Consider the following 20,797-nt stretch of genomic DNA (forward strand, 5'->3'; position numbering starts at 1 on the left):
AACGGAGGACCATGACCGCCACGACCCCGTCCGCGCCGCACGCCCCGCAGCCGGCCCTGAAGATCGCGCTGCTGGGTGCCGGCACCGTCGGCTCCCAGGTGGCCCGTATCCTCACGGAGGACGCCGAGATGCTGGCCGCCCGCGTGGGCACGCGCCTGGAGCTGGCCGGCGTCTTCGTCCGCAACCCGGACGGACGCCGCGACTACCAGCTGCCCCGCGAGCTGTATACCACGGATGCCGAGGCGCTGGTGGATTCCGCCGACATCGTGCTGGAGCTGATGGGCGGCATCGAGCCCGCCAAGTCGCTCATCGAACGGGCCATCCGCAACGGCTCGGCCGTGGTCACCGGCAACAAGGCCCTGCTCGCCCAGTCCGGCTCGGAGTTGTTCGCGGCCGCCGCCGACGCCGGCACCCAGCTCTCCTTCGAGGCGTCCGTAGCCGGGGCCATCCCCATCCTGCGGCCGCTGCGGGACTCCCTGGCCGGGGACACCGTCACCCGCGTGATGGGCATCGCCAACGGCACCACGAACTACATCCTGGACCAGATGGACTCCACCGGGGCAGCCTTTGATGACGCCCTCGCCGATGCCCAAGAGCTCGGCTACGCCGAGGCCGACCCGACGGCCGACATCGAGGGGCACGACGCGGCCGCCAAGGCCGCGATCCTCGCGAACCTGGCCTTCCACGCACCGTTCCGGATCGACGAGGTCTACTGCGAGGGCATCACCAGGATCACCGCCGCGGACAACGAGGCCGCCTCCGAGGCCGGCTACGTCATCAAGCTGCTGGCGATCGCCGAGCGGATCACGGCCGGTGACGGGACCGCCGGCGCCGTCCTGCGCGTGCACCCGACCCTGTTGCCGCGCGAACACCCCTTGGCCGCCGTCCGCGGCGCCTTCAACGCCGTCTTCGTCGAGGCGCAGAACGCCGGCGAGCTGATGTTCTACGGTCCCGGTGCCGGCGGGGCTCCCACGGCCAGCGCCGTCATGGGGGACACCGTCTCCATCGCCCGCCGGCTGGTCCGCGGCGGTGCCGGGCGCACGCACACGCCGCGGTCCGTGGTGCCGGCCCTGCCCGTGGGGGAGGCGCGCACGAGCTACATGGTGGTCATCCGCGTGGCGGACCGCCCCGGAGTGCTGGCCGCCATCGCCTCGGCCGTCGCCGAACACGGGGTCTCGATCGTGTCCATGCGCCAGGTCCCCCTGGCGGAGGACGACCTCGTCGTCGAGGAATCCGATGAGGCCTACACCGATGAGGCTCCCGAGTCGGTCTTGCGCATCATCACGCACGAGGCCAAGGAGCAGAACCTGGCGGCCACCGTGGCCACCATCAAGGAGCTGGACGTCGTGACCGAAGTGGTTTCGGTCCTGCGAGTCGAAGGGAACTGAACACAGTGGCACACCAATGGCGCGGGGTCATCCGCGAATACGCCGATCGCCTGCCCGTCAGCAAGAGCACCCGGGTGGTCACCCTGGGTGAGGGCGGCACGCCGCTGATCGAGGCCCCGGCCCTGTCCCAGCTGGTGGACGGTGAGGTCTGGGTGAAGTTCGAGGGCATGAACCCCACCGGTTCCTTCAAGGACCGCGGCATGACCATGGCCATCACCGCGGCCGTGGAGCAGGGCGCGAAGGCCGTGGTCTGCGCCTCCACCGGCAACACCTCGGCGTCCGCCGCCGCCTACGCAACCCAGGCCGGGCTGACCTGCGCCGTGCTGGTCCCGGACGGCAAGATCGCCCTGGGCAAGCTCTCGCAGGCGATCGCCCACGGAGCCACGCTGCTGCAGGTGGACGGCAACTTCGACAACTGCCTGGACGTGGCGCGCAAGCTCTCCGAGAACTACCCGGTCTTCCTGGTGAACTCCGTGAACCCGAACCGCATCGAGGGCCAGAAGACCGGTGCGTTCGAGGTCGTGGACGCGCTCGGCGACGCCCCGGATTACCACCTGCTGCCCGTCGGCAACGCCGGCAACATCACCGCCTACTGGAAGGGCTACCAGGAGTACTCCCAGCCCTACACCAACCCCCATCCGGGTGCGGTCCCGGCCGGCTCCGAGCCGGTCGAGCTGCCCGCCGTGGCCACCCGGACCCCCACGATGTGGGGCTTCCAGGCCGCCGGTGCGGCACCGATCGTCCTCGGTCACCCGGTGACCGAGCCGGACACCGTCGCCACGGCCATCCGCATCGGCAACCCCGCCTCCTGGGAGCAGGCCGAGGCGGCCCGCGACGAGTCCGGCGGCATGATCGACTCCGTCACCGACGACGAGATCCTCGCCGCCCACCGCTGGCTGTCCGCCCGGGAGGGCGTCTTCGTGGAGCCCGCCTCCGCCGCCGGCGTGGCCGGACTCATCAAGCACCATGCCCTCGGCAACGTCCCGGCCGGCAAGCGCTGGGTCATCACGGTGACCGGTCATGGCCTCAAGGACCCGCAGTGGGCCCTGAGGAATGCGGACGGCTCGGATGTCGAACCGCAGAAGGTGCCGTTCGACGTCGTGGCCGTGGCCGAGGCCCTGGGGCTCTCCTGATGCCGAACCGGCCGGAGCAGGGTGTGGTGCCGGGTCGGGGCCCGGGCCTGGAACCGGAGTGGGCCCAGGGCCTGCGGAGCGTACCCGTCGGAGTCACCGTGCGTGTCTCCGTCCCGGCGACCTCGGCGAACCTCGGCCCCGGATTCGACTCCATGGGACTCGCCCTCGACCTGCGGGATGATGTCGAGGTGACCACCGTGGACGAGGGTTTCTCAGCCGTGGTGCAGGGCGAGGGGGCCGGAATCGTGCCCACCGACGCCTCGCACCTGGTGATCGCCACGCTGCGGGGATACCTGCTGGAGCGCGGCTGGGAGGTGCCCGGGCTAGAGCTGCTGGCCACCAACAGGATCCCGCATGGCCGTGGGCTCGGCTCCTCGGCCGCGGCCCACGCCAGCGCCATCCTGCTCGCCGACGCCCTGCTGCCGGAGGACGAACGCGCGTCCGCGGCGGACCTGCTCAACGCGGCCTCGCACCTGGAAGGGCACCCGGACAACGTGGCGCCGGCCCTGACCGGGGGGCTCACCGTCTCCTGGGAGGAGGACGGCCGCTACCGTTCGTCGGCCATGAGGCCGCATGCCGCGGTGGTGCCGGTGGTGGCGATCCCCGCCCAACCGCTGAGCACCGAGATCGCGCGAGGGTTGTTGCCGGCACAGGTGCCGCACCACGTGGCCGCCGCGAACGCCGGCCGAGTGGGATTGCTGGTGCACGCCCTGACGCACGAGCCGTCCCTGCTGCTGGCCGGCACGCGCGACTGGCTGCACCAGGACCAGCGGGAGCCGGCCATGCCGGAGTCCGTCGGCCTGGTGTGGGACCTGCGTCGTCAGGGCCTGGCCGCCGTGGTCTCCGGAGCCGGGCCGACCGTCATGGTGCTCGCTGACGGCATGGACGAGGCGGACCGCGCCCAGGCGGCCCTGCAGGCCGGGCTCAAGGAGTCCGCGCAGTCGTGGCGTGTCTGCATTCTGCCGGTGGACGCCGCGGGTGCTAAGGTGGAGACACACCGCTCAGGCCAGCCCATCTCGGGCTGATGTCGACGGGATTCCGCTGAGAGTGCGGATCCCGTGGTCGGTGGGAATCCAGGCTCCACGCGGACCAGTTCGGTCCCAGCGGGCTTCGGCCTGTCTTGGCTCCCTGGATTGGACTTTCCCGGATCGAGTCCGATCCGGTACTGAATCCCGGTTTTCAGCCACCTGCTCAGGTGGCAACCGGTACACACTTCGCGGGATCCCTCCAGTTGGATCCTGCCTGACGAGGGAGAAGGAACCTTCGTGACCGAAACCACTGAACTGCCCACGGCCTCCGCGGGCAATTCCGCCGAGGCACCAGCCGAGGCTGCCACCACCGCCGCCCAGACGGGTGGCGGCCTGGCCGGCCTGAAGCTGGCACAGCTGCAGGCCCTGGGCTCCCAGCTCGGCATCACCGGGGGATCCCGGATGCGCAAGTCCGACCTGGTGGCCGCCATCTCCAGCCACCAGCGCGGCGGGTCCGTCGCGGACCGCAAGCAGGCTGAGGACACGTCCGGCGCCTCTGCCGGATCGGACCGCAAGGCCGGCGACGGCAAGGCCGCCGAGATCAAGACGGACGCTGACGACGGCGCCGCCGCACCGAAGCGCCGGTCCCGCGGCACCAAGTCCGCTGGGGCGCAGGCCGAGCAGAAGCAGGTCGAGCAGTCAGCCGACCAGAAGCAGGCGGACTCATCAGCCGATCAGTCGACCGACCAGACGCAGGCCGTGACCTCGGCAGCCGGCTCCGAGGGCGGCGCTTCCGAGCGCCCGGCCCGTCGGACCCGCTCGCGCCGCGCCGAGTCGGCTGCCGGCACCACCGGCGAGGTCCAGTCCGACTCCGCGGAGACCTCATCCGAGGGGGCCGCCGAGTCCCGGAACGGTGCTGGCGACGGCACCGACCAGGGGGCCGACGGACAGCAGGAGCGCTCCAACGACCGGAACGCCCGCGGTGACCGCAACAACCGGTCCGGCCGTGGCGACCGGAATGACCGGAACAGCCGTCCTGACCGCGGCGACCGCAACGCCGACCGCAATGACCGGAACCAGGACCGCACCGAGCGGAACGCCGATCGCCAGGAGCGGAACCAGGACCGTCAGCAGGACACCAAGTCCGAGAATGACCAGCAGTCCGGCGGTCGGGGCGCCAACCGGAACAACGACCGGAACGAGCGGAACAACGACCGCGACGAGGACAGCCGCCGCAACCGCCGCAACCGCAACCGCAACGACCGCAACCGCAACCGCCGTGGTCGCAGCGGTCCCGAGGTGGACGACACCGAGATGACCGAGGACGACGTGCTGCTGCCCGTCGCCGGCATCCTGGACGTCCTGGACAACTACGCCTTCGTGCGGACCTCCGGTTACCTGCCCGGTCCGAACGACGTGTACGTCTCGTTGTCCATGGTCAAGAAGTACGGCCTGCGCAAGGGCGACGCTGTCGTGGGTGCCATCCGCGCCCCGCGTGACGGCGAGAGCCAGAACTCCAGCAACGCCGGAGGCAGCGGCGGCAACCGGCAGAAGTTCAACGCCCTGGTGCGTCTGACCTCCGTCAACGGCCAGCAGGCGGAGGACAGCCCCAAGCGCACCAAGTTCAACGACCTGGTGCCGCTGTACCCGCAGGAGCGGCTGCGCCTGGAGACCGACTCCAAGTTGGTCGGCCCGCGCGTGATCGACCTGGTCTCGCCGATCGGCAAGGGGCAGCGCGGTCTCATCGTCTCCCCGCCGAAGGCCGGCAAGACGATGATCCTGCAGTCCATCGCGAACGCCGTCACCACCAACAACCCCGAGGTGCACCTCATGATGGTGCTGGTGGACGAGCGTCCGGAAGAGGTCACCGACATGCAGCGCTCGGTCAAGGGCGAGGTCATCGCCTCGACCTTCGACCGTCCGGCCGATGACCACACGACGGTGGCCGAGCTCGCCATCGAGCGCGCCAAGCGCCTCGTGGAGATGGGCCGCGACGTGGTGGTCCTGCTGGACTCCATGACCCGTCTGGGCCGTGCCTACAACCTGGCCGCACCGGCCTCCGGCCGTATCCTGTCCGGTGGCGTGGACTCCTCGGCGCTGTATCCGCCGAAGCGGTTCTTCGGTGCCGCCCGCAACATCGAGAACGGCGGCTCCCTGACCATCCTCGCCACCGCCCTGGTGGAGACCGGTTCCAAGATGGACGAGGTCATCTTCGAGGAGTTCAAGGGCACCGGCAACATGGAACTGCGCCTGTCCCGCCAGCTGGCGGACAAGCGCATCTTCCCGGCCGTCGATGTCAACGCCTCCGGCACCCGCCGCGAGGAGAACCTCCTGACCTCCGACGAGATCAAGATCATGTGGAAGCTGCGCCGGGTTCTGTCCGGTCTGGACACGCAGCAGGCGCTGGAGATCCTGACGAACAAGATCAGGGAGACCCAGTCGAACGCCGAGTTCCTCATGCTGGTCTCCAAGACCACGTTGGGTTCCAAGGGCGAGAAGTAGCGACCCACCCTGGCCCCCGCCCCTCCACCGTCTTCAGTAACCCGGTATCCACCCGGCACTGAACGGCGGCAGGGGCGGGGGCCACGTCGTTCATCCCGCCACGGGAACCGCCCCGACTGAAGGACAACACCCATGTTCGAATCCGTGCAGGACCTGCTGGACGAGCACCACGAGCTCACCGAGAGACTCGCGGACCCCGCCGTGCACCAGGACCAGGCCCTGTCCCGGAAGCTGGGCCGCCGCTTCGCCGAGCTCGGTGCCATCGTCGCGGCGCACCGGGCGTGGACCCAGGCCGAGGCCGACCTGGCCGATGCCCGCGAGCTCGCCGAGGACGACGAGGAGTTCGCCGCCGAGGTGCCGGAGCTCGAGGCCACGGCGGAGCAGGCCACGGAGAAACTGCGCCGGTTGCTCATTCCCCGGGACCCGGCCGATGCGCGGGACGCCATCCTCGAGATCAAGGGCGGCGAGGGCGGCGAGGAGGCCGCCCTCTTCGCCGCGGACCTGTTGCGGATGTATGTGCGCTTCGCCGAGACCAAGGGATGGAAGACCGAGATCCTCTCCACCACGGAGTCTGATCTGGGTGGCTACAAGGATGTGCAGGTGGCCATCAAGGGCAAGTCGACGGACCCGGCCGAGGGGGTCTATGCCCAGCTCAAGTTCGAGGGCGGCGTGCACCGCGTGCAGCGCGTCCCCGTCACCGAGTCCCAGGGCCGCATCCACACCTCGGCGGCCGGCGTGCTGGTGTTCCCCGAGGTCGACGCACCGGAGGAGGTGCAGATCTCCGCCAACGACCTCAAGATCGACGTGTACCGCTCCTCGGGTCCGGGCGGCCAGTCCGTGAACACCACCGACTCCGCGGTACGCATCACCCACCTGCCCACCGGGATCGTGGTGTCGATGCAGAACGAGAAGTCGCAGATCCAGAACCGTGAGGCCGGCATGCGTGTGCTGCGCTCGAGGATCTTGGCCCACCAGCAGGAGCAGCTCGACGCCGAGAATGCCGCCGTGCGGCATTCCCAGGTCCGGACCATGGACCGCTCCGAGCGCATCCGGACCTACAACTACCCGGAGAACCGGGTGGCGGACCATCGCACCGGATACAAGGCCTACAACCTCGACGCCGTCCTGGACGGCGACCTCGGCCCCGTCCTGCAGTCCTGCATCGAGACGGACGAGGCGCACCGGTTGGAGGCATTGGGGCAGCATGACTGAGACCGTGACGGACCGACAGGCTGAGGATATGACTGGGGCGGTGACTGAGGCGGTGACTGAGGCGGTGACTGGGGCGGTGACTGACGCTGTGACTGAGGCGGTGACGCTGGAGTCCCTGCTGCGGTCCTCCACCGAACTGCTCGCCGCGGCCGGCGTGGACTCGCCCCGCGCGGACGCCGAGCTGCTGGCCGCCCACGTCCTCGGCGCCAGCCGTGGCGAGGTGGCGGCCTGGGCCATCGCCGGACGCCGGATGGATCCGGTCCAGTCCGTTGACCTGCGCCGGCTCTCCATCTCCCGCGCCACCCGCACCCCGCTGCAGTACCTGACCGGCACCACGACCTTCCGGTCCGTGGAGCTGCAGGTCGGTCACGGCGTGTTCCTGCCCCGCCCGGAGACCGAACTCGTCGCCGGGGCGGCCATCGACGCCGCGCTGGCGGCACAGAACAGCACAGACGACCAGGGCGGTGCAGAGGGACGCCCCCTGGTGATCGACCTGTGCACCGGCTCCGGGGCCATCGCCGCGGCGGTGGCCAGCGAGGTCCCCGGCGCCTCGGTCCACGCGGTGGAGGCCGACCCCGAGGCCGCCTGGTGGGCCGCCGCCAACCTGGAGCCGCGCGGTGTCGCGTTGCACGTGGGGGACGCCGAGACCGCACTGCCGGACCTGGACGGCCGCGCCGACGTCGTGGTGTCCAACCCTCCGTACGTGCCGGACGGCCGCATCCCGGCGCAGGCTGAGGCGCGGCGCGATCCGGGGCTCGCCCTGTACGGCGGGGGAGCGGACGGCATGCGCCTGCCGACCGTCGTGGCCGCCGCGGCCGCACGGCTGCTGCGCCCGGGCGGAACCCTGGTCATGGAACACGACGACACCCAGGGCGAGCTGGTGGCCGCCGTGCTGCGACGGGACGGGTTGTTCAGCGACGTCCAGACCCGGGAGGACCTCAACGGTCGGCCGCGTTATACGATCGCGGCGCGCACGGATGGGACAATGGCACGGTGAGCCTGCTGATCGACTGCACCACGGAATCCGGACTGGACGAGGCCATCGAGGCCGCCCGGACGGCACTGGCGAACCGCGAATGCGTGGTCCTGCCGACGGACACCGTCTACGGGATCGGCGCCGATGCCTTCTCCCCGCAGGCCGTGGCGGTGCTCCTGGCCGCCAAGGGCCGGGGACGGGCCATGCCGCCGCCGGTGCTGATCGGGAGCGTCCGGGTGATGGACGGCCTGGCCGTCGACGTCCCGCAGGGCGCCCGCGACCTGGCCGAGGAGTTCTGGCCGGGTGCCCTCACCCTGATCCTCCAGGCACAGCCCTCGCTGACCTGGGACCTGGGGGAGACCCGGGGGACCGTCGCCCTGCGCGTGCCGGACGACCAGGTGGCACGCGAGCTGCTCCAGGAGTTCGGCCCGCTGGCCGTCTCCAGTGCCAACCGCACCTCCCTCCCGGCGGCGACGACGGCCCAGGCCGCGCGCGAGATGCTCGGCGACACGGTGTCCGTCTACCTCAACGACGGCGAACGCACCGTCTCCGAACCATCCACCATCATCGACTGCACCGTCTCGCCCTTCCGCGTGGTGCGTCACGGGGCCTTGTCCCACGGCGAGCTGGCCGCGGTGGTTCCGGACCTGGTGGAATGAAGGTCTACCTGCTGCTGCTGGGGCTCTCCGCCGTCATCAGCTTCGTCCTGACACCGGCCGTGCGCAGGCTGGCCCTGGCCGGAGGCGTCTACACCCCGCAGCGCCAGCGGGACGTGCACCGCGAGCCGGTGCCCAAGCTCGGCGGGGTGGCGATGATCGCCGGCGTGCTGGTGGCGTTGGGGATCGGCGCGATGATCCCGTTCCTCGACGGGATCTTCTCCGACCCCGAGCCGATCCGCGGGCTGCTGTTCGCCCTCGCCGTGGTCCTGGCGATGGGCGTCGCGGACGATCTGTGGGACCTGCACTGGACCCTCAAGCTGGCCGGCCAGGTGACGGCGGCAGCCCTGGTGGCCTTTCACGGGATCCGGGTCGAGGCGATGCCGGTGGGATGGATCCCGGTGGGCAACGAACCGATCCAGATCGGCCTGACGATCTTCATCCTGGTGCTGACCATGAATGCCATCAACTTCGTGGACGGCCTGGACGGCCTGGCCGCCGGAATGGCCGTCATCGGGGGCTCGGCGTTCTTCATCTACACCTATCTGCTGACGCGGACCATCAACGAGTTCGACTACTCGAACCTGGCCACGCTGCTCATGGCCGTCCTCGTCGGGTCCTGCCTCGGCTTCCTCCCGCACAACGTCAATCCGGCGAAGATCTTCATGGGCGAGGTGGGGGCCATGCTCATCGGACTGCTCCTGGCCACCGCCGCCGTGGCCGTGACCGCCGACGTCGAGGCCATGGAGGGCTTCCGTTTCCGCAACGTCCCGGCCTACATGCCGATCCTGCTGCCGATCGCCGTCATGGCCCTGCCGCTGCTGGACCTGGCCCTGGCCGTGGTGCGCCGGACGGTCCGCGGGGCCAGTCCCTTCTCGGCCGATCGTGGCCACCTGCACCACAAACTCGTGGACGGCGGGTGGACGCACCGACAGGCCGTCCTGCTGCTCTACCTGTGGACCTTCCTGATCGCCTACGGGGTGGTCTCACTGAATTTCTTCGACTGGCTGATCGTCCTGCCGGTCGTCGGCGTCCTGTTGCTGGGTGCCGGATACCTGACCCTGCACCCCTGGGTGCGCCGTTCCAGGGAATCATCGAGGGAACTCCGCTCATGAAGTCGTCCATGAAAAAGCCCATGAAGAAGCCCATGAAATCGTCCGTGAAGCGCGTCAACACCCGCGGCTGGTGGGGGATCCTCACCGCCTGCCTCATCGGCTCCGTCGCCGCACTGGCCGTGGCCGTCGCCGTCGCGTGGCTGGCGGTCGGGGAAGCGGCCGGCGGAGCCGCCGCCGCGTCGCTGGGACTGGCCGGCGCCGCCGTCGTGGTCCTCTCCGGTCTCACGCTGTTGGTGACGGCCTGGTCCTGGGATCGCTGGCGGGAGCAGGCGGTGTTCATCGCCCTGTTCGGCTTCGTCGTGAAGATCATCCTGATGGCGGTCCTGCTGACCGTGGTGCCCACGCCGGCCTGGCTGGACACCATGGCCGCCGGCGTCGGCGCCCTCGTGGCGATCGTGGCCTGGCAGGCGACGGAGGTCCTCGTCTTCGCCCGGACCCGGCAGCAGATCTACGACGACTGACCGCAGCGGCTCGGCGGAAGGTCCGGGGCGGGCAAGCCAGCCCTGCATCACGGTCTGGTCACGGGCGGATGACGGGTCGATGACGGTGTGACTTCGACACAACGTAGAAACAAATCGTCCGATGGCGCGAAAACCGCGCCGAATTGGGCTTTTTGGTCATCAGCACCATGCCCGGTTTGATAGGCTCATCAACGATCAATAACGACGGTCGGGGCTGCGCTGTGCCGCCCGCTTGACCGCTCCGGTGGGAACGCGCCGTACGCGTCCTGTTGACCGACACTGCAGAGAGGATCAGCGTGCTACCGATCGTGCTCGCCAGCTCCACCGATGAGGGTGGATTCGTTCCTCCCACGATCGACCAGACCCACCTGCCGGAAATCCTGCCCTGGATGGCCGAGTATGGCACCGGTTTCGGCAAGCAGATGCTGATGATCATCCTCTCGGTGATCCTCATCTCCGCCTTCTTCATGCTCGCCATGCGCAAGCCGGGGCTCGTCCCGGGCAAGGTGCAGTGGCTGGCCGAGTCCGGCTACGCGTTCGTGCGCAACGGCATGGGCCGGGACATCATCGGCGAGAAGGAGTTCAAGCCCTTCGTCCCGCTGCTGTTCGGTCTGTTCTTCTTCGTGATCGTGAACAACCTGTTCGGCGCCGTTCCCTTCCTGCAGCTGCCGAGCTTCTCGCACGCCGGGTCGGCCTATGCACTGGCACTGATCGTCTACATCATCTGGATCGGCCTGGGCATCAAGCGCAACGGCCTCAAGTATTTCAAGCTGGCCGTGGTCCCCAGCGGTGTCCCCGGCTGGATCCTGCCGCTGCTGGTGCCCCTGGAGATCATCTCCACCTTCCTCGTCCGGCCGCTGACCCACTCGCTGCGTCTGATGGCCACCATGCTCTCCGGCCACATGATCGTCATGCTGGCCGGCGCCGGCGCACAGTTCCTGATCATGGAGACGGGCAACGTCGCCCTCCAGGCCACCGGTGTCCTCGTGGTCCTCGGCTCCGTGGCCATGTACTTCCTGGAACTGCTGATCATGTACCTGCAGGCGTTCGTCTTCACCCTGCTCACCGCGATCTACATCCAAGGGGCGCTGGCCGCCAACGACCACTGACCTTCCGCGCCCGCCATCCTTGGGTGAAGGTGGGCACGGTTCGGCGGAGCGATCCGCCACCGCAGCACGTCCCGGTCCCGGCAACCGCCGGATCCGCATCGGGAACCCTCCGCACAACCTGCCGTCAGGCATCTTGAAAGGAACACCATGGAAATCACCGGCAACCTCAACTTGATCGGCTACGGCCTGGCCTCCATCGGCTCCGCCATCGGCGTGGGCCTGATCTTCGCCGCGTACATCAACGGCGTCGCCCGTCAGCCGGAAGCCCAGCGCATCCTGCAGCCGATCGCCCTGCTGGGCTTCGCCCTCGCCGAGGCCCTGGCCATCCTGGGCCTGGTCTTCGCTTTCGTCCTCTGATTCCTGCCCTTCCCGGCCGGCTCGCCGGCCATCCACAGAGCAGGAAACTTCACCAAAGGATGGTTGAAACATGATCAGGTCTGAAGCGATTCTCGCTGCAGCCGAGGGCGCCAACCCCCTCGTTCCCAACTGGTGGGAGGTGCTCGTTACCGCCGTTGGCTTTGCCGTGTTGATGTTCCTCGTGGTGAAGTACATCGCCCCGGCTCTGGAGAACTCCTACCAGAACCGCGTCGACGCCATCGAGGGTGGTCTCGAGAAGGCCGAGAAGGCCCAGGCCGAGGCCAACGCCCTCAAGGCTGACTACGAGCAGCAGCAGCAGGAGGGCTACGCCGAGGCCAACCGCGTCCGCGAGGAGGCCCGTACCGAAGGCGCCCAAATCCTGGCCGAGGCCAGGGAAAAGGCGTCCGCCGAGTCCGCTCGTCTGGTCGAGCAGGCCCAGGTCCAGATCGCCGCTGAGCGTCTGCAGGCCGAGACTTCGCTCCGCACCGACGTCGGCGCCCTGGCCACCACCCTGGCCAGCCGCATCGTCGGCGAATCCCTGGAGGACGACGCCCGCTCGCAGCGCGTGGTGGACCGGTTCCTCGAGGACCTCGAGCGGAACTCGACCGCCGGCACCGCGTCCGGCACGGCAGGTGTGGCTGAGTAATGGCAGGTGCATCGAGCGATTCGCTGGCCACCGCCCGGCAGGAACTGGACTCCGTCCTGGTCTCCGGCGGCACCCAGCTGGCTTCCGAGCTGTTCACCGCCCTCGCAGCGGTGGACTCCAGCGCCCCGCTGCGCCGCGCGCTGACCGATCCCTCGTGGTCGGTGGAGCGTCGCACCGGAGTCGTCGGCTCGTTGTTCGGGTCCAAGGTGTCCGAGGATGCCCTGCGGATCCTCAACACCCTGGCCGGGCTCAAGTGGTCCCAGACCCGGGACTACGGGGACGCCCTGGAGCAGTTGGCCACCACGTCCGTGGCGGCCTCGGCCGAACGCGACGGGCTGGACGGACTCGGGCGGTTGTCCGACGAGTTGTTGGCCTTCAACCGTGCGGTCCAGGAGTCCCATGATCTCCAGCGTGCGCTGACGGATCCGCAGGCTCCCGCAGCATCCAAGGGCACTTTGGCGGAGCGGCTGCTGGGCAACGGCTCCGCCGAGGCCAAGCTCCTGGTCCGCCAGGCCGTGGAAGCCCCGCGGGGCCACAAGCCCGTGGACCTCATCCGCGGTTTCGTGGACACCGTGGCGGAGCGTCAGAGGCTGTGGATCGCCGAAGTCACCGTGGCCCGGCCCCTGGCCCCGGCTCAGCAGGAGCGGCTTGCCGCTGGATTGAAGCGCCTTTTTGGCCGCGACCTGAAGTTGGACGTGGCCGTCGACCCCGAGCTGGTGGGTGGCATTCGGATCCAGGTGGGGGACGACGTCGTCGACTCCTCCCTGCAGTCTCGTCTGCATGACCTCCAGCGGAAGATGGCCGGCTGAGGCCGGTCTGACGAACCCACAAGACACCTTCGGTCATCGGCATGTCGATGATCACCAACCCCAGAGAGCAGGGAACGCAGATGGCCGACTTGACCATCAACGCTGACGATGTTCGCAATGCCTTGAATGAGTTCGCGGCATCCTACGAACCGGCCGGCACCGAACGTGTGGAGGTCGGCCACGTCGTCTCCGCAGCAGACGGCATTGCCCGTGTGGAGGGTCTGCCCTCCGTCATGGCCAACGAGCTGCTGCGCTTTGAGGACGGAACCCTGGGCCTGGCCCAGAACCTCGACACCCGCGAGATCGGCGTCGTCGTGCTCGGCGACTTCCAGGGCGTCGAAGAGGGCCAGGAAGTCCAGCGCACCGGTGAGGTCCTCTCCGTGCCGGTGGGCGACGCCTTCCTCGGCCGCGTGGTGGACCCGCTGGGTGCACCCCTGGACGACATGGGCCCGATCGAGGCCGAGGCACGCCGCGCCATGGAGCTCCAGGCGCCGGGCGTCACGCAGCGCAAGTCCGTGGACGAGCCGCTGCAGACCGGCATGAAGTCCATCGACGCCATGATCCCGATCGGCCGTGGCCAGCGTCAGCTGATCATCGGTGACCGCCAGACCGGCAAGACCGCCATCGGCATCGACACCATCCTGAACCAGAAGGACAACTGGGAGTCCGGCGATCCGTCGAAGCAGGTGCGCTGCATCTACGTCGCCGTCGGCCAGAAGGCCTCGACGATCGCCTCCGTGCGTCAGACGCTCGAGGAGCACGGCGCCCTGGAGTACACCACCATCGTGGCGTCCCCTGCCTCCGACCCGGCTGGCTTCAAGTACCTGGCCCCCTACGCCGGTTCGGCCATCGGCCAGCACTGGATGTACGGCGGCAAGCACGTCCTCATCATCTTCGACGACCTCTCCAAGCAGGCCGAGGCCTACCGTGCGGTCTCGCTGCTGCTGCGCCGCCCGCCGGGCCGCGAGGCCTACCCCGGCGATGTGTTCTACCTGCACTCCCGCCTGCTGGAGAGGTGTGCCAAGCTGTCCGACGAGCTGGGCGGCGGTTCCATGACCGGCCTGCCGATCGTCGAGACCAAGGCCAACGACGTCTCGGCCTACATCCCGACCAACGTCATCTCCATCACCGACGGCCAGATCTTCCTGCAGTCGGACCTCTTCAACGCCAACCAGCGTCCGGCCGTGGACGTGGGCATCTCGGTGTCCCGCGTGGGTGGTGCGGCCCAGATCAAGGCCATGAAGAAGGTCTCGGGCACGTTGAAGCTGGACCTGGCCCAGTACCGCGACCAGCAGGCCTTCGCCATGTTCGCCTCGGACCTGGATCCGGCCACGCGCCGTCAGCTGGCCCGTGGTGAGCGACTGACCGAGCTGCTCAAGCAGCCGCAGTACTCTCCGTACCCGGTCGAGGAGCAGGTCGTGTCCATCTGGACCGGCTCCAACGGCCACCTGGACGAGGTCCCGGTGGAGGACGTGCTGCGCTTCGAGCGTGACTTCCTGGACCACCTGCGTCGCAAGGAAGTGGTGCTCGGCCCGATCCGCGAGACCGGCAAGATGGAGGACTCCACCCTCGAGGCGCTCAAGACCGAGGTTGAGGCGTTCAAGAAGGGCTTCTTCGGGGAGGGCGACAACAAGCTCGTCGCCGCCGGCCACGAGGAGCACGAGCCGTTGGCGGCCGATCAGGTCACCCAGGAAAAGATCGTCAAGCAGAAGCGCTGACCCGTTGTGCCGATGGCAGTCCCGTCCGGTCCTTCCACCAGGAATGACCGGACGGGCGCCGGAGGCGGACACGTAAGGAAAGGACCACCATGGGAGCCCAGATCCGGGTCTACCGCCAGAAGATCGCCTCGACCCAGTCGATGCAGAAGATCTTCAAGGCGATGGAGCTGATCGCCACGTCCCGCATCGGCAAGGCACGTGAACGCGTGTCCGCGTCGCTGCCGTACGCCAACGCGATCACCCGCGCCGTGTCCGCCGTGTCATCGCAGCAGGACATCGAGCACGTGCTGACGTCCGAGGTCGAGAACCCGAAGCGCGCTGCCGTGCTGGTCCTCTCCTCGGACCGTGGCATGGCCGGCGCCTACTCGGCGAACATCCTGCGCCATGCGGAGGAACTGCTCGAGTCGCTGCACGCCGAGGGCAAGGAGACGGACATCTACCTCGTGGGCCGCAAGGCGCAGGGGTACTTCGACTTCCGCAACCGCGAGTACCAGGAGGTCTGGACCGGTAACACCGACGCGCCGGAATTCCTGCGGGCCCGTGAGATCGGAGAGCGCCTCGTCGACTCGTTCCTGGAGGAGACGGAAGCCGGTGGCGTGGATGAGATCCATGTCGTCTACACCGCCTTCCACTCACTCGTCACCCAGGTCCCGACCGTCGTCCGTCTGCTGCCCCTCGAGGTGGTGGAAGAAGAGGTCACCGACTCCACGGACCTCTACCCGCTCTACGAGTACGAGCCGGCCCCGGAGGACGTCCTAGACGCCCTGCTGCCGAAGTACATCGAGTCGCGGATCTTCTCGGCGATGCTCCAGGCCTCCGCATCCGAACTGGCCAACCGCCAGCGCGCGATGAAGTCGGCCGGGGACAACGCCAAGGACCTGGTCACCGAGTACACCCTGAAGATGAACAACGCCCGCCAGGCCGAGATCACCCAGGAACTGACCGAGCTGATCGCCGGTGCGGACGCGCTCAGCGCATCCTGACCGGGCACCGGCTCTTCACCCGACGAGCCATCTGACTGCCAACAGACTGTCAACTGACTGTCAACGTCCAGCCACACCAAAGAAGTGAGAGAGATGACTGCCACCACGAACGAACAGGGCACCGGTACCGCCACCGGTGGCGCCACTGGCCGCATCGCCCGTGTGATCGGGCCGGTGATCGACGCTGAGTTCCCCGCCGACGCCATGCCGGGCCTGTACAACGCTCTGACCGCCGAGCTCACCCTCAACGGCGACACCCGCACCATCACCTTCGAGACCGCGCAGCACCTGGGTGACAACCTGGTCCGCGCCATCTCCCTGCAGGCCACCGACGGCCTGGTCCGCGGCGCGTCCGTGGTCGATACGGGCGCCCCGATCTCCGTGCCCGTCGGTGAGGTCGTCAAGGGACACATCTTCAACGTCCTCGGCGAGTCCCTCGACGTGCCGACCTCGCAGCTCGAGGTCACCGAGCGCTGGCCGATCCACCGCCCGGCGCCGAACTTCGCCTCCCTCGAGGGCTCCACGGAGATGCTCGAGACCGGCATCAAGGTCATCGACCTGCTGACCCCGTACATCAAGGGCGGCAAGATCGGCCTGTTCGGCGGCGCCGGCGTGGGCAAGACCGTGCTCATCCAGGAGATGATCACGCGTGTGGCCCGCAACTTCGGCGGCACCTCGGTGTTCGCCGGCGTCGGTGAGCGCACCCGTGAGGGCAACGACCTCTGGGTGGAGATGGAAGAGGCGAACGTCCTCAAGGACACCGCCTTGGTGTTCGGCCAGATGGATGAGCCGCCGGGAACGCGTCTGCGCGTCGCCCTGTCGGCACTGACGATGGCGGAGTACTTCCGTGACGAGATGAACCAGGACGTGCTGTTGTTCATCGACAACATCTTCCGGTTCTCCCAGGCCGGTTCCGAGGTCTCCACGCTGCTGGGCCGCATGCCCTCGGCCGTGGGCTACCAGCCGAACCTCGCCGATGAGATGGGCGTGCTGCAGGAGCGGATCACCTCCACCCGCGGTCACTCCATCACCTCGATGCAGGCCGTCTACGTGCCCGCGGACGACTACACCGACCCGGCGCCGGCCAACGTGTTCGCGCACCTGGACGCCACCACGAACCTGACCCGTACCCTGGCCTCCCGTGGCCTGTACCCGGCCGTGGACCCGCTGGCATCGACCTCCCGCATCCTCGACCCGCAGTACGTGGGCCAGGATCACTACGATGCCGCCACCCGCGTCAAGCAGATCCTCCAGAAGAACAAGGAACTGCAGGACATCATCGCGATCCTCGGCGTGGACGAGCTCTCCGAAGAGGACAAGATCGTCGTCTCGCGTGCCCGCCGCATCGAGCAGTTCCTGTCCCAGAACACCTACACCGCCAAGCAGTTCACCGGTGTCGAGGGTTCGACCGTGCCGATCAAGGACACCGTGGAGGGCTTCACCGCCATCGCCAACGGCGACCTTGACCACATCTCCGAGCAGGCGTTCTACAACGTCGGCGGTCTGGATGACGTCGAGCGCAACTGGGCCAAGATCCAGTCGGAGAACTGATCCCCATGGCTGAGCACGAACTCGAAGTCGAGATCGTCGCCGAGGACCGCTTCGTGTGGTCCGGACCGGCGCAGTCGGTCAGCGCCCGGACCGCAGAGGGAGAGATCGGCATCCTGCCGGGTCACACGCCGCTGCTGGCCGTGCTGGGCGACGGCGATGTCGTGGTCCAGCAGACCAACGGGCAGACCCTCACGGCACATGCCGAGGGCGGGTTCTTCTCCGTGGACAACGACCGCGTCGTGATCGTGGCCGGTGCAGCGACCCTCCAGGGCGAGTCCGCCGGCCAGGGCGCAGCCTGAGGTGACGCCTGGGTGGTCCGCGCTGGTCGTAGCGGTACTGGCTGCCCTGGTGGCGGCCGTCCTGGTCGTCGCCTTCATGGTCTACTGGCGCTGGCGCACCCTGGTGCGCACCCCCGGAACCTTCACCGCCCGCATCCGCGGGGCAGGTGAGGTCGCCGGGGGTGTCCGCGTGATCGGGCGATACGATGAATCCGGTCTTGACCTCATGACGGTGGCCTCGGTGGATCCGCGGCCCCGCTGGTCGGCGGCCCGGCACTTGTTGCGGCTGCATCGCGAGGGGGCGGTCCGTCAGGACGGCTCGGTGGTGGTGCGCGTGGACGGCGGTCCGGCCCCGGTCGACCTGGTTATCCAGGCGGACGCCTGCGCCGGCCTCTCGGCCTGGATCGAGTCCGGTCCGGCCGTGGGTTTCGGCACCTGGCGGGAGCTCCCGCCGCGGGGCTACCGGCGCAGGGCTCACTAGGAGACCTCACGATCCGAACGTCAGTGGGCACCCCGGCATCGCCGGGGTGCCTGTTGCTTTAAGTAGCCTCAGGGGCGCCTTAAGAGTCCGGAGTACCCGGAGGGACGACGACGGCCGGCGGGCCGGGCGCTATCGTCCCGTTCTCGGCGTCCCAGTCCCACTCGACCCACCCCGAAGCGCGGCGTGCGGACGGCAGGGTAAGGGCCGGCGTCGTGCTCACGGCGGGTACCGCGAGTTCCGGCGGAACACCCCACGCGAGCAGGTGCCGCAGCGCACCGTCCAGGGCCACGGCTCCGGAGGCCAGGGTCGGGCGACCCGCCAGTCGTGGTGCTGTGGTGTGCCCGTTCCCGGTGTTCCCGGTGTTCCCGGTGGTCTCGATGGCGACCGCGCCCAGCGTGTAGGTGCCCGCGGGCGCGTCGGTGGCCGCGGAGGCGTCGGAGACCACGCAGACGGTCCCCGGGGCGAGGCGCAGGACGTCCAGGATGACGCCGGGGTCCACATGGAGGCCGTCAGCCACCAGTTCGACTCGGAGGTCTCCGCGGGCCGCAGCGCGCAGGGCGGCCGGAACCGGTCCTGGGGCGCGGTGGTGGAATCCGGGCATGGCGTTGAACAGGTGGGTCACGGCGGGGCGCCGGTCCCGGCCCAGCGTCTGCATCCCGGTCCACCGCTGCAGTGCCGTCGTGAACTCGGCCTCCGTGGCGTCGGTGTGCCCGGGGGAGGGCAGGATGCCCGCGGCGAACAGGGTGCGCTCCACCCACTCGGCGCCTGCGAGTTCGGGGGCATAGGTCATGGCGACGATCGCTTGGGCGTCCGGGCCGCCGTGGTCGGGACGTCCGGCCTGCACCAGGGACTCCAGCAGCCGGCGTGACCGGTCCGAGCCTGGCTCGAGGACGTCGTCGGCGGATTGGGCCCCGCAGTGGTGGCGGGACAGAAACGGCCCCTCCAGGTGGAGGCCTGCCAGGGTGCCCTCCCAGACCAGCGGGGTGAGTCGCCGGACGGCGGCCAGCAGGTCCGGGGCGGGCAGGGTGGGGAGGGAGGCCACCACCCGGGTCACGCCCCGCCGGGACAGCTCTCGGAGTGCGTCACGGACCTGGTGCGCGGGCGCCGTGGCGAAGTCCACGCCGGCCAGTCCATGGCAGTGCTGGTCGACGAGTCCGGGCGTGGTGAGTCGGCCCGTCCGCGGTCCGGAGGCGGGGCCGGGTTGGGCAGCCGGGCCGCCAGCGAGCTCAGAAGAGCCGGGACTCGGCATCGTCCACGCCGCGCATGGCGTCGTAGTCCAGGGTGAGGCAGCGGATGCCCCGGTCCTCGGCCAGGGTGCGGGCCTGGGGCTTGATCTGTTGTGCGGCGTAGACGCCCCGGACCGGGGCCAGCAGCGGATCGCGGTTCATCAGCTCGAGGTAGCGGGTGAGCTGCTCCACGCCGTCGATGTCCCCGCGGCGCTTGAGCTCCACGGCGACCGAGCCGCCGGTGGCGTCCCGCGCGAGGATGTCCACGGGGCCGATGGCGGTCATGTACTCGCGGCGCACCAGCGTGTGACCGTCGCCGAGCAGCTCGATCTGCTCGGCCAGCAGCCGTTGCAGGTCGGACTCGACGCCGTCCTTGACCAGTCCCGGATCCACGCCGAGCTCGTGGGAGGAGTCATGCAGGATCTCGAAGAGGTGCACGATCAGCCGGTCGTCCGACTTCGTGGCCTGCACCGTCCAGACCTGGACCACACCCTCGGCGGCCAGCTCCTCGGTGGGTTCGGCCGTGCGCAGGGTCGCCGGCGGGCTCATCCAGTTCAGCGGCTTGTAGGAGCCGCCGTCCGAATGCACCAGCACGGAGCCGTCGGCCTTGACCAAGAGCAGGCGGGTCGCCTGGGGCAGGTGGGCGCGCAAACGCCCTTCGTAGTTGACGGAACACCGGGCTATTACCAAACGCACACAGGGGAGTCTAGCGGTCCGGGGGACGGGGCCGTGAAAGGACGGGCTGTGGAAAGATGGTGACGTGCCACGCTCGAACCGCCCACGCCGCCCCGGGCCCTCCCGGCGCCAGGCGCCGGCACCCGGTCGGCAGGACCGGTTGGATGACCTGCTGGGCCTGGATCCCGGGTACCGGCAGGAACAGGGGCACGACGGCGGCTGGCACGTCCGCCAGATCGCCGCCTGGCGCGCGGTGAAGGACTACACCTGCCCCGGTTGCGGCCGGACGATTCCGCCCGGGATGGCGCACCTGGTGACCTGGCGCAGCGATTCGATCTTCGGTGACGAGGCGGCCGGCGCAGACCGGCGTCATTGGCACCAGCCCTGCTGGTCCAATCGCCGGCAGGACGGGCTCTACTGACGGACTGTCTGCTGACGGACTCCCTACTGACAGGCTGCCTAGGTGCGTGGGTCAGTAATCGTGGGGTCGATCTTTAAAACGCCGGCGGATTGACCGGGCTGTCTCCTGGCGGGCTGGGAGAATCGGGTGATG

General features: G+C 69.1%; 21 protein-coding genes. 19 read left to right on the forward strand and 2 right to left on the reverse strand.

Going from position 1 to position 20,797, the window contains the following annotated elements:
• Positions 1-11: 11 nt before the first annotated feature.
• The 18 genes from AB0333_RS12935 (at position 12) to AB0333_RS13020 (ending at position 18,343) form a co-directional block, all read left to right on the forward strand.
• Positions 12-1,388, forward strand: a complete 1,377-nt coding sequence (locus AB0333_RS12935; RefSeq protein ID WP_366219064.1) for a homoserine dehydrogenase — start codon at positions 12-14, stop codon at positions 1,386-1,388.
• A gap of 5 nt (positions 1,389-1,393) precedes the next feature.
• Complete coding sequence (gene thrC / locus AB0333_RS12940; RefSeq protein WP_366219065.1) at positions 1,394-2,521, forward strand: threonine synthase; 1,128 nt, start codon at positions 1,394-1,396, stop codon at positions 2,519-2,521.
• Positions 2,521-3,546 carry a homoserine kinase gene (gene thrB / locus AB0333_RS12945; RefSeq protein ID WP_366219066.1) on the forward strand — a complete coding sequence of 342 codons (1,026 nt, stop codon included), beginning with the start codon at positions 2,521-2,523 and terminating at the stop codon, positions 3,544-3,546. The genes thrC and thrB overlap by 1 nt, the downstream gene beginning before the upstream one ends.
• 240 nt (positions 3,547-3,786) lie before the next feature.
• Positions 3,787-5,991 carry a transcription termination factor Rho gene (gene rho, locus AB0333_RS12950; RefSeq protein ID WP_366219067.1) on the forward strand — a complete coding sequence of 735 codons (2,205 nt, stop codon included), beginning with the start codon at positions 3,787-3,789 and terminating at the stop codon, positions 5,989-5,991.
• Between the two features lie 132 nt (positions 5,992-6,123).
• Positions 6,124-7,203 carry a peptide chain release factor 1 gene (gene prfA / locus AB0333_RS12955; protein WP_366219068.1) on the forward strand — a complete coding sequence of 360 codons (1,080 nt, stop codon included), beginning with the start codon at positions 6,124-6,126 and terminating at the stop codon, positions 7,201-7,203.
• Positions 7,204-7,279: 76 nt separating this feature from the next.
• Entirely contained in the window at positions 7,280-8,200 is a 921-nt protein-coding gene (prmC, locus tag AB0333_RS12960) for a peptide chain release factor N(5)-glutamine methyltransferase (protein ID WP_366219069.1), read from the forward strand.
• Positions 8,197-8,838 carry an L-threonylcarbamoyladenylate synthase gene (locus AB0333_RS12965; RefSeq protein WP_366219070.1) on the forward strand — a complete coding sequence of 214 codons (642 nt, stop codon included), beginning with the start codon at positions 8,197-8,199 and terminating at the stop codon, positions 8,836-8,838. Before prmC ends, AB0333_RS12965 begins: the two co-directional genes overlap by 4 nt.
• Positions 8,835-9,950, forward strand: coding sequence for an MraY family glycosyltransferase (locus AB0333_RS12970; protein ID WP_366219071.1), 1,116 nt, complete (start codon positions 8,835-8,837; stop codon positions 9,948-9,950). The genes AB0333_RS12965 and AB0333_RS12970 overlap by 4 nt, the downstream gene beginning before the upstream one ends.
• 32 nt (positions 9,951-9,982) lie before the next feature.
• A complete protein-coding gene (locus AB0333_RS12975; RefSeq protein ID WP_366219072.1) occupies positions 9,983-10,411 on the forward strand; it encodes a hypothetical protein in 429 nt (142 codons plus the stop codon).
• Between the two features lie 296 nt (positions 10,412-10,707).
• Positions 10,708-11,520 carry a F0F1 ATP synthase subunit A gene (atpB, locus tag AB0333_RS12980; protein ID WP_366219073.1) on the forward strand — a complete coding sequence of 271 codons (813 nt, stop codon included), beginning with the start codon at positions 10,708-10,710 and terminating at the stop codon, positions 11,518-11,520.
• A 147-nt stretch (positions 11,521-11,667) separates the two neighbouring features.
• Complete coding sequence (locus AB0333_RS12985; protein ID WP_091694676.1) at positions 11,668-11,877, forward strand: ATP synthase F0 subunit C; 210 nt, start codon at positions 11,668-11,670, stop codon at positions 11,875-11,877.
• A gap of 70 nt (positions 11,878-11,947) precedes the next feature.
• Positions 11,948-12,523, forward strand: a complete 576-nt coding sequence (locus AB0333_RS12990) for a F0F1 ATP synthase subunit B (protein WP_366219074.1) — start codon at positions 11,948-11,950, stop codon at positions 12,521-12,523.
• Positions 12,523-13,332: a F0F1 ATP synthase subunit delta gene (locus AB0333_RS12995; protein WP_366219075.1), complete on the forward strand. Its 810-nt coding sequence runs from the start codon at positions 12,523-12,525 to the stop codon at positions 13,330-13,332. The genes AB0333_RS12990 and AB0333_RS12995 overlap by 1 nt, the downstream gene beginning before the upstream one ends.
• Before the next feature lie 80 nt (positions 13,333-13,412).
• A complete protein-coding gene (gene atpA / locus AB0333_RS13000) occupies positions 13,413-15,050 on the forward strand; it encodes a F0F1 ATP synthase subunit alpha (RefSeq protein WP_366219076.1) in 1,638 nt (545 codons plus the stop codon).
• Between the two features lie 89 nt (positions 15,051-15,139).
• Positions 15,140-16,033 (forward strand): F0F1 ATP synthase subunit gamma, encoded by an 894-nt coding sequence (locus AB0333_RS13005; protein ID WP_344226376.1) that lies wholly within the window; start codon positions 15,140-15,142, stop codon positions 16,031-16,033.
• 93 nt (positions 16,034-16,126) lie between these two features.
• On the forward strand, positions 16,127-17,584 hold the full coding sequence (atpD, locus tag AB0333_RS13010; RefSeq protein ID WP_366219078.1) for a F0F1 ATP synthase subunit beta: 1,458 nt from the start codon (positions 16,127-16,129) through the stop codon (positions 17,582-17,584).
• Between the two features lie 5 nt (positions 17,585-17,589).
• Entirely contained in the window at positions 17,590-17,883 is a 294-nt protein-coding gene (locus AB0333_RS13015) for a F0F1 ATP synthase subunit epsilon (RefSeq protein ID WP_366219079.1), read from the forward strand.
• A gap of 1 nt (position 17,884) precedes the next feature.
• On the forward strand, positions 17,885-18,343 hold the full coding sequence (locus tag AB0333_RS13020; RefSeq protein ID WP_366219080.1) for a DUF2550 family protein: 459 nt from the start codon (positions 17,885-17,887) through the stop codon (positions 18,341-18,343).
• A 79-nt stretch (positions 18,344-18,422) separates the two neighbouring features.
• On the opposite strand, the gene AB0333_RS13025 is transcribed toward AB0333_RS13020, so the two are convergent.
• Together AB0333_RS13025 and nucS are read right to left on the reverse strand one after the other, a co-directional pair.
• On the reverse strand, positions 18,423-19,463 hold the full coding sequence (locus AB0333_RS13025; RefSeq protein ID WP_366219081.1) for an N-acetylglucosamine-6-phosphate deacetylase: 1,041 nt from the start codon (positions 19,461-19,463) through the stop codon (positions 18,423-18,425).
• 106 nt (positions 19,464-19,569) lie between these two features.
• Positions 19,570-20,265 (reverse strand): endonuclease NucS, encoded by a 696-nt coding sequence (nucS, locus tag AB0333_RS13030; protein WP_366219082.1) that lies wholly within the window; start codon positions 20,263-20,265, stop codon positions 19,570-19,572.
• 64 nt (positions 20,266-20,329) lie between these two features.
• Here nucS and AB0333_RS13035 point away from each other — a divergent pair, with 64 nt between their 5' ends.
• Positions 20,330-20,665, forward strand: coding sequence for a hypothetical protein (locus AB0333_RS13035; protein ID WP_115930938.1), 336 nt, complete (start codon positions 20,330-20,332; stop codon positions 20,663-20,665).
• Positions 20,666-20,797 lie beyond the last annotated feature (132 nt).

Origin of the sequence: Citricoccus sp. NPDC079358 (genome assembly GCF_040702545.1) — a bacterium.
Lineage (GTDB): Bacteria > Actinomycetota > Actinomycetes > Actinomycetales > Micrococcaceae > Citricoccus.